The following is a 13,558-nucleotide window of genomic DNA, read 5'->3' as shown; positions in this document are numbered from 1 at the left end:
TCAGGTCACTAAATTCGTGAAACCGTTGGTAATCGGATAGCGGCGGTCGCGGCCAAAGGCACGCGGGGTGATCTTGACCCCAGGTGGTGCCTGTCGGCGTTTATATTCCGCCCGGTCAAGCAACCGCCAGACCCGGCGCACCGTGGCCTCGTCATGGCCGCTTTCGACAATCTCGGAAACAGACCGTTCGCCTTCAATCATCTGATGAAGGATATCATCAAGAACGTCATAAGGCGGCAGGCTATCTTCGTCTTTCTGATCCGGGCGCAGTTCGGCCGATGGCGGCTTGGTAATGATCCGTTCCGGGATCACCATACCATCCGGGCCAAGCGCGCCCGCCGGATGATGGGCATTACGCCAATGGCAAAGCGCAAACACAGTCGTTTTGTAAAGGTCCTTCAAAACCGAATAGCCACCGCACATGTCACCATACAGCGTGGCGTAGCCGACCGACATTTCTGACTTGTTACCCGTCGTCAGAACCATATGGCCGAACTTGTTTGAAAGCCCCATCAGGATGATCCCGCGTGAACGGGCCTGAATGTTTTCTTCGGTAATGTCCGGGTCACGGCCTTCGAATGCCGGGCCAAGCATCTGTTCGAATGCACCCATGGCAGGCCCGATATTGATGCTTTCAATGCCGGTTTTTAGCATCCCGGCGCATTGTTCGGCATCCTCAAGGCTTTCCTTGGACGTATAGGGCGACGGCATCATCACCAGCCGCACCCGATCCGCCCCCAGCGCATCAACAGCAATGGCCGCCGAAAGCGCGCTATCGATCCCGCCCGACATGCCAATCACAACACCGGGGAACCGGTTTTTATTCACATAATCCCGAAGCCCCAGAACCAGTGTCTGGTAAATTGCATCAAGCCCGCTTGGATATTCGGCCTTTGGTGCATTTGCATCGCACCGCCACCCGCCGTCTTCACCGCGCGACCATGTGCTGGTGACGACATCCTCGGCAAAGCCCGGCAGGGCCACGGCCAAGGAACCGTCACCGTTAAGGCCAAACGAACCGCCGTCAAACACCAGTTCGTCCTGGCCACCAACCTCGTTGCAGTAAATCATCGGAACGCCGGATTCACGTACCCGGTCCGCAATCAGGTTACGACGCAGATCACCCTTGTCGGCCTCGAACGGTGATCCGTTCGGCACCAGGAAAATTTCCGCCCCGCGATCTTTCAGATGGGCGATAACCTTTGGCGTCCAGACATCCTCGCAGATCGGCACACCAAGTTTCACCCCGCGGAAGGACACGACATCGGGCATCGGTCCGGCGCTAAAGACGCGCTTTTCATCAAACACGCCATAATTCGGCAGGTCGTTTTTCGCCCGCACCGTTTCGATCTTGCCCTGATCAATCAGAAGGACCGCGTTAAAGCGTTCCCCGTCAATATCCCACGGTGTCGTCAGCAACAGGGCCGGGCCGTTTTTGAGGGCCTTGGTGCGTTCGCAGATATCATCGACCGCATGGCGCAGATGGCGCATGAAGGCAGGCTTCATTACCAGATCCTCGGGCGGATAGCCGGACAGAACCAGTTCGGAATAAAGGACAATATCCGCGCCCTGATCAGCCGCAGTTTCCCAGGCAGCCACAACTTTCTCGGCATTCCCGGCAACGTCGCCGACAATGGGGTTAAGCTGGGCAATTGCGATGGCAAGCATATTTGTCATGATGTTGGAATAGGAGGCGTCCGGTTTGGTGTCAATTGCCGAATGCGCAAAGCAGGGCAAACCACATCGATACAACAGACCGGAACATCATTTTATCCCATATCACAGGGCAAGGGCCGCGTCGATTTCGTCCTGGCTCATGGTTTTGGCCGATCCATGGATAATGCCGCTGGCGACATCCATGAAACGCTGCAATGACAACGTCACCGTACCTGCTGTTTCACGCAGAAGCCCCTCGTTACCCTCGGCAATCAGCACTTCAAGCTGCTCGTTGGCACGAAACACGATGGCATTCATATGTTCGATGGTTTCCTCGAACGGACGGCGGAACCGTTCGGGCACATGGTCATAAGCCTCTATCGCCAGTTCCTTGTCGGAAAACGCACTGTCGCGGAAATGGTCCTGATAGCTTTTAGGTGCCCATTCCTTGCAGTCCTCAAGCATGTCGGGCATGTCCGGAACCATCTCCAGAAGCATCACGATTTCGTTGAAATGGTTCAGGTAATCGGTCGCAAGCAGTGTCGTCGAGGAAATGTTTGTTCCCTCCACTTTCTTCTGCCATTCGGCGAAATCCGCCTCATCCACCATGTTCTGTGCGACCTCATTGTTTCACATCATGTCTTGTCAGCGCACAGTAATGCCGCGCGATTCTCTATACTTAAGGATGTTGCCCGCATCAGTGTAGGGGCAAAATGCATACATCGGGACAGAATTAACGAAACAGTCCCCGAATGCGCTCCCTTTAAATAGAGCAACTCTTATATTCAACCCTCAAAGGACGCATCCCCTATAAATAAAGGCGCCCGGTTGCCCGGACGCCTTTATCAGTTCACGCATTCAGATGGTCAATTATGCCGACGCAGCAAGCTGTTCTGCACGAACGCTGTCACGTTCTTTTTTGATCATTTCGGCCATCAGGAACGCAAGTTCAAGCGCCTGCCCGCCATTCAGGCGCGGATCGCAATGGGTGTGGTAACGATCCGAGAGGCTATCGACGGTCACTTCACGTGCGCCGCCAATGCATTCGGTCACATCCGTGCCGGTCATTTCAAAATGAACGCCACCGGCATGGGTACCTTCGGCCTTGTGCACGTCAAAGAACGATTTGACTTCCGACAGGATCGCATCGAACGGACGGGTTTTATACCCGTTCGCCGCCTTGATCGTGTTGCCATGCATCGGATCGCAGGACCAGACAACCTTGCGGCCCTCTGCCTTGACCCGCTGCACCAGACGGGGCAGGTGATCCTCGACCTTACCTGCGCCCATGCGTGCGATCAGGGTCAGACGACCGGCTTCGTTTTTCGGGTTCAGGGCATCGATCAGACGGATCAGGTCGTCTTCTTCAGTAGTCGGACCACATTTCATGCCAATCGGGTTGTTCACACCGCGCATGAATTCAACATGCGCCCCGTCAAGCTGACGGGTACGGTCGCCAATCCACAACATATGCGCTGAGCAGTCATACCAGTCGCCGGTCAGACTGTCCTGACGGGTCAGGGCCTGCTCGTAACCCAGCAAAAGCGCCTCGTGCGAGGTATAGAAATCCGTCTCGCGCATCTGCGGTGCGGTTTCGGCGGTAATGCCACATGCCTGCATGAAGGCAACGGCCTCATCAATCTGGGTCGTCATCTTGCGATATCGTTCACCCGCGGGGCTGTTATCGACAAATGACAGGTTCCAGCGATGAATTTTGCTCAGATCGGCAAAGCCACCCTGCGCGAAAGCACGTAGCAGGTTCAAGGTCGATGCCGACTGGTTATAGGCGCGAATCTGACGTTGCGGGTCCGGAACACGGGCTTCGGACGTAAACTCGATGCCGTTGATATTGTCTCCGCGATAGCTCGGCAGTTCGACGCCATCGATGGTTTCCGTATCCGACGAACGCGGCTTGGCGAACTGCCCCGCCATACGGCCAACTTTGACCACGGGGCATGCCGCGCCATAGGTCAGAACAACCGCCATCTGCAACATGACCTTAAAGGTGTCGCGGATATTGTTCGGGTGAAATTCCTTAAAGCTTTCGGCACAGTCCCCGCCCTGCAGCAGGAATGCGTTGCCTTCGGCAACTTCGCCAAGCTTTTCTTTCAATGCGCGCGCTTCGCCAGCAAATACCAAAGGAGGATAGCTGCCGAGCTCTTGCTCTACGGCCTTGAGGGCCTGTGCATCCGGATAAGTCGGCATCTGCTTCACAGGCAGGTTGCGCCAGCTATCAATGCTCCAGCTCTTGCTCATTTGCTTCCTCTCAATCCGGCATGTTCATCATGCCGTTACTATACCATATAATCAGCGTCACAGCGGATTTCCGCCCATTCAACCGGCGCTGTCAACCGGGCCAAACTTGATACGGGTTTTGCAACCGCATTTCCACCCCTTCCGTGCAATTCGCAAAGAAAAACCCGCAATTTTTTGCCAATAGCCGCAAACAACACGCAAAGTTCCACCCCAAATTACCAATTGCAGATGGATTTGAGGAGTAGCCCGTTCCCGCAAGGACGATGGAAATCCTTCGAATCCGGACATCCCGTCAAACGACACAGCAGGCACGCCCAATACTGTCAGAACAAATAGTCATCAGCATTCAATTGCGCGATCCCCCATATCGCGGCACACTGCGCGCGCCACACCTCATTGCGGAAGCCCCATGTCCATTGAAACAATTTCGATTATTGCCTGCGCCTATTTTGTGGCAGCCTTTGTAAAGGGCGCAACCGGCCTGGGGTTTTCGACATCCGCCCTGCCGATCCTGGCCCTTGGACTTGGGCTCAAGGCCGGGATGCCGCTTGTGATCATTCCGTCGCTTGTCAGCAATTCGATCATCATGGCCCAGGCCGGGCATTTCCGCGAAACCGTCAACCGGTTCTGGCCGATGTTTGTGGCAACCATCCCGGGGCTTTTGATCGGACTTGCCGTGCTTGGCATGGTCGACAGCATACTGGCCGGTGCGGTGCTCGGACTGGTTTTAATGAATTACGGGGCCATCACGCTGTTTCGTCATGGCAAACCTTTATCGGATAAAGTCGCGCGCTATCTGGCACCGGTTTCCGGTTTTGCCACGGGGCTGGTGAATGGCATTACCGGCTCGCAAGTCATGCCCGTCCTGCCCTTTTTGCTGTCATTGCGGCTTGATCCCAAACGCTTTATCCAAGCCATCAATATCTCGTTTAGCCTTTCAAGCATCGTGATGGCATTTGGCCTGACGCGGATGGGGTTGATGACACTTGAAACCGTCTGGATATCCTTGGCTGGTCTGGTTCCGGTTTATGCTGGCACCAAACTTGGCAGTGCGGTGCGCAACCGCATGGATGCCGAAACCTTCCGCAAGGTGGTTCTGGTCATGCTGATTATTTTCGGGGCGATATTGATCGGCAAATTCGCGCTGTCTCCGTCGTAAAACTTTAGCACGCTGGTGCAATGCGCCTGCCTTTGCTATCCAGTCGTGATGAAAACCGTCACCCGCCCCGCATTTGCCGAAACCGAAGAAAAGAAATCGCGCTTTCTGGCCGAACTGGTCCCTTATGACCATCTCGCGACAAGGCTTGCAGAATTGCGCGTCGCCCACCCCAAGGCCAATCACCATGTCACGGCCTATCGGTATCTGAATGACGAAAACCAGTTGATCGAGCATGGCAAGGATGACGGGGAGCCATCGGGCACATCCGGTGTTCCGTGCCTTAAGGTTCTTCAGGGGCGCGACCTGATTAATGTCGCGGTGATCGTCACCCGTTATTTTGGCGGTGTAAAACTTGGCACCGGCGGGTTGGTGCGGGCTTATAGCGGTGCTGCCAATGCGGTTTGCAGCGTTGCCGACGTCATCGATTATGTCCCGCAGGGTGAAGCAGACCTGTTTGCCGGTTTTTCCGATGCCGGAACGCTGGAGCAGGCCTGCGCACAGGATGGCATCACCGTTCTGGACCGACAGTTCGATGCCGAAGGCACATGTATGCGGATTTCGGGACCAAAGGAACTCGTGGCCGAGCTTGCCGGGCGTTTCCCGATCCATCGGAATTAGCAACTGGCGCGATCAGAACAGGATATCAGGCCCGCCGTGCGGTGCTTTGACGTTCCTGCAACTGGAAACCAAGATCGACAACGCAGCTTTCCGGACCTTCCCCATCCAGTCTTGCGCTGATCATATCAACTGCCGTTTTGCCGATCCCGTAGCGGTTTGTCCGGATGCTGGTCAGTGACGGACAGGCCGCCGCCATCATTTCAAGATCGTTGAAACCGATGATGCCGAGATCTTCGGGCACGCGCAGCCTGGCATGCTGGCAGCCGAACAGAACACCCAGCGCCATGTCATCGTTGTTGCAGAAAACCGCTTCTATATCGGGCCTTTTTTCGCGTAACGCCCCGATCAGCTCCGCACCCAGCGACGTGCTTGATGACCGGGTTGTTGTCATGAAAAGTTCCGAGTCATACCGCCCCGATGATCGCAATGCTTCGGCAAAACCTTCCATACGGCGACGTGACCGCGGATCCATCCGTGCGCCGATGAAACCGATCCTGCGATAGCCGCGCTGCAACAGGTGAAGGCCAGCCGCCCGCCCGCCTTCGAAATGCGAAAAGCCAACCATCATATCAATGGGGTCCGGATCGACTTCCATGATCTGGACCACCGGGCAATCTGCCTTTTCAAGCAAGGCGCGCGCTGCTTTGGTCTGATCGCCACCGGCAACGATCAGAGCAGCCGGACGCTGGCTCAGGAATATACGGATCAGGCGTTCTTCCTCGGCGGCGACATAACGCGAATTGCCAAGCTGTACCTGAAGCGGTCCCTGTTCGAGCTCGTCATAAATCGCACGCAGGGTATCGGCAAACACGTTGTTGGTCAGCGACGGCACGATCACGCCAACAATGTTGGAACGCGAGGATGCCAGCGCACTGGCATGGGAATGGGGAACGTAATCAAGCTTGCGAACCGCGGCATCAATACGTTCACGCAATGCTTCGGAAACCTTGGCCGGATCACGCAAGGCCCGTGAAACGGTGATCGTGCTGACACCGGCCCTGTCGGCCACATCAGCGATGGTCGGCCGTCCGGCCCCTCTGCGTTTTCTCATGTTTCCCTTCTCATACCTTCTTCCTCATATCCGCGATCCGCAGGTTTCACAATATCTGTTGACTCGATGTTAGCGCTATCATTATGTTAGCGCTAACAAACAATGACGGGCAAGACCCGCATAAAGAAAAGTCGAAAATGAAGTGGCGGGAGGAACAGCCATCAAAGCCGAATTTCTCATCGTGATGGGTGTCAGCGGATCGGGCAAAACCGAGGTCGCGCAACGCCTTGCCAACGCCTGTAATGGTGTGTGGCTTGACGCCGACGATTATCATCCTCCGCAAAATGTCGAAAACATGCGTAACGGCATGCCGCTAAATGACGAGATGCGCTGGCCTTGGCTGGCGTCGCTCAGTGCGGCGGCCAAACAGGCCGCACTTGGAATTGATACCGGTTCCGTCACGCCGAAAATCTTTATCGCCTGCTCGGCACTGAAACGGCGTTATCGCGATTTTCTGCGGGACCATATGGAACCTGCAACATTCGTTTTTCTGGACGGTTCGCGCGAAGTGATCCGGTCCCGGCTGGATCGCCGGGTCGGCCATTTCATGCCGCCCGGATTGCTTGACAGTCAGTTGGCCGATCTCGAACCGCTGGGGCCGGACGAGATCAGCGTGACTGTTTCCATCGACGCCCCGATTGAAGCCGTGGTTTCGGCCATTGCTGCGCGTCTTGCAGCAGGCGAAATCGACAGTCCATCCACCAAAACGCATAAGACCGCCGGAAAACCGGTAACCCAGGGAGAAGACAAATGACCCTATCGTTCAAGACACTCGCCGGAACCGCACTTGCCGCCAGCCTGATGATGGCATCGCCGCTGGCCGCAAATGCACAGGAATTCACCCTTAAAGTCCAGTCAAGCGATGCGGCCGGTGTGCCGAACTTCGTCATCGAACAGGAATGGGCCGCACGCGTTGGCAAAATGTCGGGCGGACGCATTGCTGTTGAAATGCTTCCGGTCAACTCGGTCGTCGAACATGCCGAAACCCAGGACGCGATTGCTGCAGGCATCATCGATGGTCACATCACCGACACCAGCTATTTCACCGGCAAGGACCCGGCATTCGGCCTGATCGCCAACCCGGTTGGGGCATGGTCGGCACCGTCCGAAATGCTGCGTTTCGTCGAATATGGCGGCGGCAAGGAACTGATGAATGAAATGCTTGAACCCTATGGCCTGCATTTCATCGGGGCTGTAACCCCGGGTCTGGAAGCATTCGTTTCGTCCAAGCCGCTTGACGGTGTTGCCGATCTTAAAGGCCTTAAAATGCGCGCACCCGAAGGCATGGTGCAGGAAGTCTTTGCCGCGGCCGGTGCGTCGCCGGTGAACATTCCGCAGTCCGAAGTTTTCACATCCCTTGATAAAAAGGTGATTGATGCCGCGGATGCGACCGTGTTCTCGACCAACCAGGCAATGGGCCTGCATGACGTTGCGAAACATCCGGTCTATCCGGGCTTCCATTCCATGCCGATGCTTGAAGTTTCGGTGAACAAGGCGAAATGGGATTCCATGCCCGAAGACCTTCAGACCATCCTTGAGGTTTCGGTCCGCGATATGGCGCGCGACATGGACGCACAGCTTGCGATGAAAGACATGGAAGCCGTTGCCAAGGCACGTGCCGAGGGCGGTGTGACCATCCACAACTGGTCGGCCGAGGAGCGCAACAAATTCCGTAAAATCGCCACCAGCCAGTGGGAAAAAGTCGCCGGTCGTTCGGAAAATGCCCAGAAGGTTTATGATACACTGATCAAGTATCTGACCGCGCAAGGCATGATCTGATTGTGACCGCACGGTCATAGGATCACGGCAAAATAAACCCTGTCATCGGCGGTGCCCGGCCTTTCGGGCCCGCCGGTGACAAGCTGATACAATCCGGCCAAGCCCGATATAAGAGACGATATGGGGCGATGCGGTCCTCCCCGTTGCCGGATTGTATTCCCTGTCCCTGCAAGGATTGCGAAAATGGCCCCGACACCGGAAAAACCGGCACATAGCGACATCCCGCCCACCCCGGATCTGGCGATAGAGCCCGATGGCACCCCCGAACCGGTCCCGACTGTTTCCGGCCTGTTTGGCAGGGCTGTCGACAAAATCAGTTCGATCTTCGCGCTCGGTTTCCTGTTGGCGATGGGCATCCTGATTTTCGAAATTTTCATGCGTCATGTCTTCAACAGCCCGACCCTTTGGGCCCATGAAACAACGACGTTTTTATCAGCCGTCGGCTTTGTGTTTGGCGGGCTTTACTGCGCATCGCGCAACAAGCATATCCGGGTTGTCATCATCTATGACATCGCCGGTCCGCGGTTCCGGCGCGCACTTGATATCGGCATTTCAGTCGTTTGCGCGATCTCGTCAGGCTTCTTTGCCTGGGCGGCATGGTTGATGGTCAAACGCGCGGCATTCAAACCGGGTGGGGATATCCATCTGGAAACCACCGGCAGCGCGTTCAATGCGCCCTATCCGGGGTTGCTCAAGATTTTCATGCTGTTCGTTCTGATCGCCCTGACGATCCAGTTTGTCATTCTGACGATCAATTATATGCGCGCAAAACCTGATTATGCAGGTGCAAATTCCGGTACGGGAACAGGCCATGACTGACCTGCGAAACATCCCGGAACACCTTAAAAGCCACATCATATTACGTGTGAATTTGGCCCCGTCATTCTGCCCGGCAGCATCACCGATGAACGGGTCCGCTCATGCACGGCATGGAAACAATTATATCCGGCGTAACAGGATAAATCCCGATGTTTGATTTGCAGTCCCTTGGCATTGAATATGGCACGCTTGCGATGTTCGTGCTGCTGCTTGGTTTTTTGATAACCGGCATGCCGCTGGCATTTGTGACCCTGTTGATTGCCCTGATATTCACCCTTGGCTGGTTCGGGCCGATGGCGGTGCCGCTGATCACCAGCCGGGTCTATTCGTTTGTGTCATCCTTTGTCTTTGTCTCGGTCCCGATGTTCGTGATGATGGCGGCGATCCTTGATCGATCCGGCATCGCCAGGGACCTGTTCGAAGCCATGCGCCTGTTTGGCGGGCGGCTTAAGGGCGGGGTCGCGGTCCAGACGATTTTTGTCGCCGTGATCCTGGCCGCCATGAGTGGCATCATCGGCGGCGAAATCGTGCTGCTGGGCCTGCTGGCCCTGCCGCAGATGCTCCGTCAGGGATATGACAAAAACCTTGCCATCGGTGTGGTTTGTGCCGGCGGGTCGCTGGGCACGATGGTGCCACCCTCGATCGTTCTGATCATCTATGGCCTGACCGCGAACGTATCAATCGGCGATCTGTTTACCGCATCCTTCATTCCGGGTTTCATGCTGGCGGGTTTCTATGTCGCCTATGTGCTGTTCCGAAGCTACACCGGCGATAACATCGCCCCGCCGCCGCGCACCGAAAAAATCCCGACCGAGGAAAAAATACGCCTTCTCAAGGGTCTGTTCCTGCCGATCCTTGTTGTGATCTGCGTTCTGGGCTCGATCTATGGCGGGATTGCATCGGTCACCGAAGCCTCCGCCGTTGGCGTTGCCGGTGTGGTTGCATCGACCATCGTTCGGCGCGAGTTTTCGCTCTCGATGCTTAAGGCCGCATCGCTTCAGACGCTGTCGACCTGCGGCATGATCGTCTGGATCGGGATTGGCGCATCGGCCCTTGTCGGGGTGTTCAACCTGATGGGCGGTATTAAGTTCGTATCGGCCCTGATCACCGGCATTTCCGATGATCCGACGATCATCATCCTGTTCATGATGCTGATCCTGTTTGTGCTCGGCATGTTCCTGGACTGGGTCGGGATCGCGCTTCTGACCATGCCGATCTTTGTGCCGATCATCAAACAGCTTGGCTATGACCCGGTGTGGTTCGGGGTTCTGTTTGCGATGAACATGCAAGTCAGCTTCCTTTCCCCGCCATTCGGGCCCGCCGCGTTCTATCTGAAATCGGTGGCACCACCGGATATAACGCTTGGCACGATCTTCAAGGCGCTGGTGCCGTTCATCTGCCTGCAGGTGCTGGCCGTGGCCCTTCTGATCATCTTCCCGGGGATTACCGGACGGTAGGATCACCAAAGCCGATAGAAACAGAAACGACAAAGGGGAAGCCATAACGGCTTCCCCTTTGCGTTTGCACCACCCCGTCCTCTAGGGAGAGCTGTGGGAGACCAAATTCCCGCCAGAACGGGAATGACGGCGTGGTGCGGGTGCAGGCTTTGCGCAGCAGCAATCAGCCGTTGCGATACAGATAGCTATAAGCATTGATCGCAGGCACACCGCCAAGATGGGCGTAAAGGACTTTCGACCCCTTGGGGAAATAGCCCTTTTTGACCAGATCGATCATGCCCTGCATCGATTTGCCTTCGTAAACCGGGTCGGTCATCATGCCTTCGAGACGGCCACACAGGCGGATCGCCTCGTTGGTTTCATCGGACGGTACGCCATAAGCCGGATAGGCGTAATCTTCGATCAGGGTAAGGTCCCGATCAGAAATACCGCCTTCAAGTTCGACCAGATCAGCTGTTTTCTGGGCAATCGCCAGAACCTGTGCGCGGGTCTGTTCGGGCGTGCCGGATGCATCAATGCCGACCACCTTATCGGCCCGACCATCGGCGGCAAAACCGACCGCCATGCCAGCATGGGTGGAACCGGTCACGGTGCAGACCACGACATAATCGAATTTAAAGCCAAGTTCGGCTTCCTGGGCGCGGACTTCCTCGGCAAAGCCGACAAAGCCAAGCCCGCCATATTTATGCACCGATGCCCCGGCGGGGATCGGGTAAGGCACCCCACCCTTGGCCTTCACATCCTCAAGGGCGGCTTCCCAGCTTTCGCGGATACCTATATCAAAACCCTCGTCGACCAGTTCGATCTCCGCCCCCATGACGCGGCTCATCAATATGTTGCCGACCCGGTCATAAACCGCGTCATTGAACGGCACCCAGCTTTCCTGCACCAGACGGCATTTCATGCCGATCTTGGCGGCGATGGCCGCGACCTGCCTTGTGTGGTTGGATTGCACACCACCGATGGTGACAAGGGTATCTGCCCCGGATTTGATCGCATCGGGGATGATATATTCCATCTTGCGGACTTTATTGCCGCCAAAGGCAAGACCGGAATTGCAATCTTCGCGCTTGGCATAAAGTTCGACATCGCCGCCAAGATGGGCGGAAAGACGCGGCAGGGCCTCGATCGGGGTCGGGCCAAAGGTCAGTTTGTATTTTTCAAATTTATCCAGGCGCATCGCGCACTCCCTGATTTGCAGAACGACATGGGAAACGAACCTCATGAAGGGGAAATGCTAGCGCCAAGCGCGTGAAAGGTGCGCTCGAACTTCGTGCCAATTTTTCACGCGAAGCTTTCATCATATGAAAAAATGTGCCTAGAATTTCGAAAACTTACAGAATTCCGGAAGGTTCTTTCATGACGCAGCCTGCCAGCCCCGCGAATGCCGCCCCGATAGACCGCATTGATCAAAAGATTCTGCGCCTGCTGCAAACTGACGGGCGGATGGGTAATGCCGATATCGCCAAACGGGTCAATGTCAGCCCGGCCACCTGCCACCGCCGGATGCAACGCCTGTTCGAGGAAGGATATATCACCTCCATCCGCGCCCAGATCGCCCCGGACAAGGTGGATCGCGCCGCACTGGTGATGGTTGGCGTGGTGCTGGACCGATCAACGCCAGACAGCTTCGCCGCGTTCGAAACCGCGTGCCGCAAACTGCCCTTCATCCTTGATTGCCATCTGGTGGCGGGGGATTTCGATTACTTCCTGAAAATCCGGGTCCGCGACATGGCGGACTTCAATCACCTGCATGGTGACCAACTGATCGCGCTTCCCGGTGTCCGGCAAACGCGAACATTTTTCGTGATGAAAGAGGTCGTCGATAATGCGCCGCTGGCGTTTTAGTTAACAGGTTACTCGTATACCCGAGCCGCCAGCATCATCTCGGCAAGCCGCTGCCAGCTTAGCAACTCATGACCTTCATTAGACAGAATCGTTATATCGACGGTATCAACAGCATATCCATGGAAGCCTTCCAGATAAGCACGTAGGTTATCGTTTTCCCAAGTGCCGTCCTGGACGCCATAGTTTTTTTGCAGCTCCAACATAAAGCTCAAAAAATCTTTTTTGGTTCGCACCCTATGAGCTAGATCAATTAGTTCATCATCAGACAATTTCTTCTCCTGATTTTAGGTAAACTGAAACCTGCGCAAGAGTGCAATTACTCCTGCGCAGGATAGCATTAGCGGACGACAATTGCCGTACCATCATTATCCGTCGTGAATTTGAACCGCTGATCATTAGGAATTGGATCTACTTTGGTGCAGCGGATATTCACCCCAGCCTGTTTGAAGGCATACAGTCGACGATTATCAAGCGTATAAACGCCCGCGGCAACGACATGACCACCATTGCGAACAGCCTGTGACGGATCAACCTTCACCAAACGAATTGGTGGAACATCTGCTGCTGTTACGGTGCCGTTGTTGAGACCATCAATCAGACTTTGAACTGTCTGGCCGTCTGAGAAGTTCCGCGAGATACTATCCTGACTGAAACGCACCTCGTCGGGATCAATTGCATTGCTGCAATTAATCCCTGCAAAGTCATTCGGGCCGTAGTAGGCAAATGCTGGCTGAGAAACAGTGGCTATTGCTGCCAGCAACATCCAAACTGCGACGAAGGCCTTCTTCATTCCGAATTTAGAGATCATTACAATCCTCATAGAGTTGTAAGCGGCACAACGACAAGCCAACATTTTTGTTAAACTTGCCTGCGACACGCCTAATGAAGACGGAACCCGGAATTTCTTGTGAGAAG

Annotated in this window: 14 protein-coding genes; 7 read left to right on the top strand and 7 right to left on the bottom strand. The window is 55.4% G+C overall.

The genetic code is table 11. The features are described from left to right. The 3 genes from R1T41_RS12035 to R1T41_RS12025 form a co-directional block, all read right to left on the bottom strand. A complete protein-coding gene (locus R1T41_RS12035; RefSeq protein WP_317337238.1) occupies positions 1 to 1,677 on the bottom strand; it encodes an NAD+ synthase in 1,677 nt (558 codons plus the stop codon). Between the two features lie 102 nt (positions 1,678 to 1,779). After that, a complete protein-coding gene (locus R1T41_RS12030) occupies positions 1,780 to 2,265 on the bottom strand; it encodes a hypothetical protein (protein WP_062959854.1) in 486 nt (161 codons plus the stop codon). A gap of 261 nt (positions 2,266 to 2,526) precedes the next feature. Next, on the bottom strand, positions 2,527 to 3,912 hold the full coding sequence (locus R1T41_RS12025) for a class II 3-deoxy-7-phosphoheptulonate synthase (protein ID WP_062959853.1): 1,386 nt from the start codon (positions 3,910 to 3,912) through the stop codon (positions 2,527 to 2,529). Positions 3,913 to 4,321: 409 nt separating this feature from the next. Here R1T41_RS12025 and R1T41_RS12020 point away from each other — a divergent pair, with 409 nt between their 5' ends. Both R1T41_RS12020 and R1T41_RS12015 read left to right on the top strand, forming a co-directional pair. Next, positions 4,322 to 5,071, top strand: a complete 750-nt coding sequence (locus R1T41_RS12020) for a sulfite exporter TauE/SafE family protein (RefSeq protein ID WP_317337237.1) — start codon at positions 4,322 to 4,324, stop codon at positions 5,069 to 5,071. Positions 5,072 to 5,119: 48 nt separating this feature from the next. Further along, complete coding sequence (locus tag R1T41_RS12015; RefSeq protein ID WP_317337236.1) at positions 5,120 to 5,689, top strand: YigZ family protein; 570 nt, start codon at positions 5,120 to 5,122, stop codon at positions 5,687 to 5,689. A 25-nt stretch (positions 5,690 to 5,714) separates the two neighbouring features. Here R1T41_RS12015 and R1T41_RS12010 read toward each other — a convergent pair whose 3' ends face one another. After that, positions 5,715 to 6,740: a LacI family DNA-binding transcriptional regulator gene (locus R1T41_RS12010; RefSeq protein WP_317337234.1), complete on the bottom strand. Its 1,026-nt coding sequence runs from the start codon at positions 6,738 to 6,740 to the stop codon at positions 5,715 to 5,717. Between the two features lie 142 nt (positions 6,741 to 6,882). Here R1T41_RS12010 and R1T41_RS12005 point away from each other — a divergent pair, with 142 nt between their 5' ends. The 4 genes from R1T41_RS12005 to R1T41_RS11990 all read left to right on the top strand — a co-directional run bounded on the left by R1T41_RS12005 (position 6,883) and on the right by R1T41_RS11990 (position 10,795). After that, positions 6,883 to 7,494 (top strand): gluconokinase, encoded by a 612-nt coding sequence (locus tag R1T41_RS12005; protein WP_062952962.1) that lies wholly within the window; start codon positions 6,883 to 6,885, stop codon positions 7,492 to 7,494. Further along, the gene (locus tag R1T41_RS12000) at positions 7,491 to 8,519 is read left to right on the top strand and encodes a TRAP transporter substrate-binding protein (RefSeq protein ID WP_062952963.1); all 1,029 of its coding nucleotides are present in this window, start codon (positions 7,491 to 7,493) and stop codon (positions 8,517 to 8,519) included. The genes R1T41_RS12005 and R1T41_RS12000 overlap by 4 nt, the downstream gene beginning before the upstream one ends. 183 nt (positions 8,520 to 8,702) lie before the next feature. Beyond that, positions 8,703 to 9,338, top strand: coding sequence for a TRAP transporter small permease subunit (locus tag R1T41_RS11995; protein ID WP_297011630.1), 636 nt, complete (start codon positions 8,703 to 8,705; stop codon positions 9,336 to 9,338). Positions 9,339 to 9,487: 149 nt separating this feature from the next. Beyond that, the gene (locus tag R1T41_RS11990; protein WP_114111600.1) at positions 9,488 to 10,795 is read left to right on the top strand and encodes a TRAP transporter large permease subunit; all 1,308 of its coding nucleotides are present in this window, start codon (positions 9,488 to 9,490) and stop codon (positions 10,793 to 10,795) included. Positions 10,796 to 10,958: 163 nt separating this feature from the next. Here R1T41_RS11990 and R1T41_RS11985 read toward each other — a convergent pair whose 3' ends face one another. Then, positions 10,959 to 11,975 carry a 1-aminocyclopropane-1-carboxylate deaminase gene (locus R1T41_RS11985; protein WP_097051075.1) on the bottom strand — a complete coding sequence of 339 codons (1,017 nt, stop codon included), beginning with the start codon at positions 11,973 to 11,975 and terminating at the stop codon, positions 10,959 to 10,961. A 179-nt stretch (positions 11,976 to 12,154) separates the two neighbouring features. Here R1T41_RS11985 and R1T41_RS11980 point away from each other — a divergent pair, with 179 nt between their 5' ends. Then, on the top strand, positions 12,155 to 12,643 hold the full coding sequence (locus tag R1T41_RS11980; protein ID WP_062952276.1) for an Lrp/AsnC family transcriptional regulator: 489 nt from the start codon (positions 12,155 to 12,157) through the stop codon (positions 12,641 to 12,643). Positions 12,644 to 12,651: 8 nt separating this feature from the next. On the opposite strand, the gene R1T41_RS11975 is transcribed toward R1T41_RS11980, so the two are convergent. Both R1T41_RS11975 and R1T41_RS11970 read right to left on the bottom strand, forming a co-directional pair. Next, positions 12,652 to 12,912, bottom strand: a complete 261-nt coding sequence (locus R1T41_RS11975) for a hypothetical protein (RefSeq protein WP_209221330.1) — start codon at positions 12,910 to 12,912, stop codon at positions 12,652 to 12,654. A 68-nt stretch (positions 12,913 to 12,980) separates the two neighbouring features. Then, positions 12,981 to 13,451 carry a hypothetical protein gene (locus tag R1T41_RS11970; protein WP_209221329.1) on the bottom strand — a complete coding sequence of 157 codons (471 nt, stop codon included), beginning with the start codon at positions 13,449 to 13,451 and terminating at the stop codon, positions 12,981 to 12,983. Positions 13,452 to 13,558: the final 107 nt, after the last annotated feature.

It is taken from the genome of Thalassospira lucentensis (genome assembly GCF_032921865.1).
GTDB classification, from domain to species: domain Bacteria; phylum Pseudomonadota; class Alphaproteobacteria; order Rhodospirillales; family Thalassospiraceae; genus Thalassospira; species Thalassospira lucentensis_A.
Note: the sequence above shows the minus strand (reverse complement) of the source record. Positions and strands in the feature narration are given on the sequence as shown.

Excerpts from the sequence above, each read along its gene's own strand:
- R1T41_RS12035 (WP_317337238.1), bottom strand. The coding sequence starts at position 1,677 with ATGACAAATATGCTTGCCATCGCAATTGCCCAGCTTAACCCCATTGTC.
- R1T41_RS12030 (WP_062959854.1), bottom strand. The coding sequence starts at position 2,265 with ATGGTGGATGAGGCGGATTTCGCCGAATGGCAGAAGAAAGTGGAGGGA.
- R1T41_RS12025 (WP_062959853.1), bottom strand. The coding sequence starts at position 3,912 with ATGAGCAAGAGCTGGAGCATTGATAGCTGGCGCAACCTGCCTGTGAAG.
- R1T41_RS12020 (WP_317337237.1), top strand. The coding sequence starts at position 4,322 with ATGTCCATTGAAACAATTTCGATTATTGCCTGCGCCTATTTTGTGGCA.
- R1T41_RS12015 (WP_317337236.1), top strand. The coding sequence starts at position 5,120 with ATGAAAACCGTCACCCGCCCCGCATTTGCCGAAACCGAAGAAAAGAAA.
- R1T41_RS12010 (WP_317337234.1), bottom strand. The coding sequence starts at position 6,740 with ATGAGAAAACGCAGAGGGGCCGGACGGCCGACCATCGCTGATGTGGCC.
- R1T41_RS12000 (WP_062952963.1), top strand. The coding sequence starts at position 7,491 with ATGACCCTATCGTTCAAGACACTCGCCGGAACCGCACTTGCCGCCAGC.
- R1T41_RS11995 (WP_297011630.1), top strand. The coding sequence starts at position 8,703 with ATGGCCCCGACACCGGAAAAACCGGCACATAGCGACATCCCGCCCACC.
- R1T41_RS11990 (WP_114111600.1), top strand. The coding sequence starts at position 9,488 with ATGTTTGATTTGCAGTCCCTTGGCATTGAATATGGCACGCTTGCGATG.
- R1T41_RS11985 (WP_097051075.1), bottom strand. The coding sequence starts at position 11,975 with ATGCGCCTGGATAAATTTGAAAAATACAAACTGACCTTTGGCCCGACC.
- R1T41_RS11980 (WP_062952276.1), top strand. The coding sequence starts at position 12,155 with ATGACGCAGCCTGCCAGCCCCGCGAATGCCGCCCCGATAGACCGCATT.
- R1T41_RS11970 (WP_209221329.1), bottom strand. The coding sequence starts at position 13,451 with ATGATCTCTAAATTCGGAATGAAGAAGGCCTTCGTCGCAGTTTGGATG.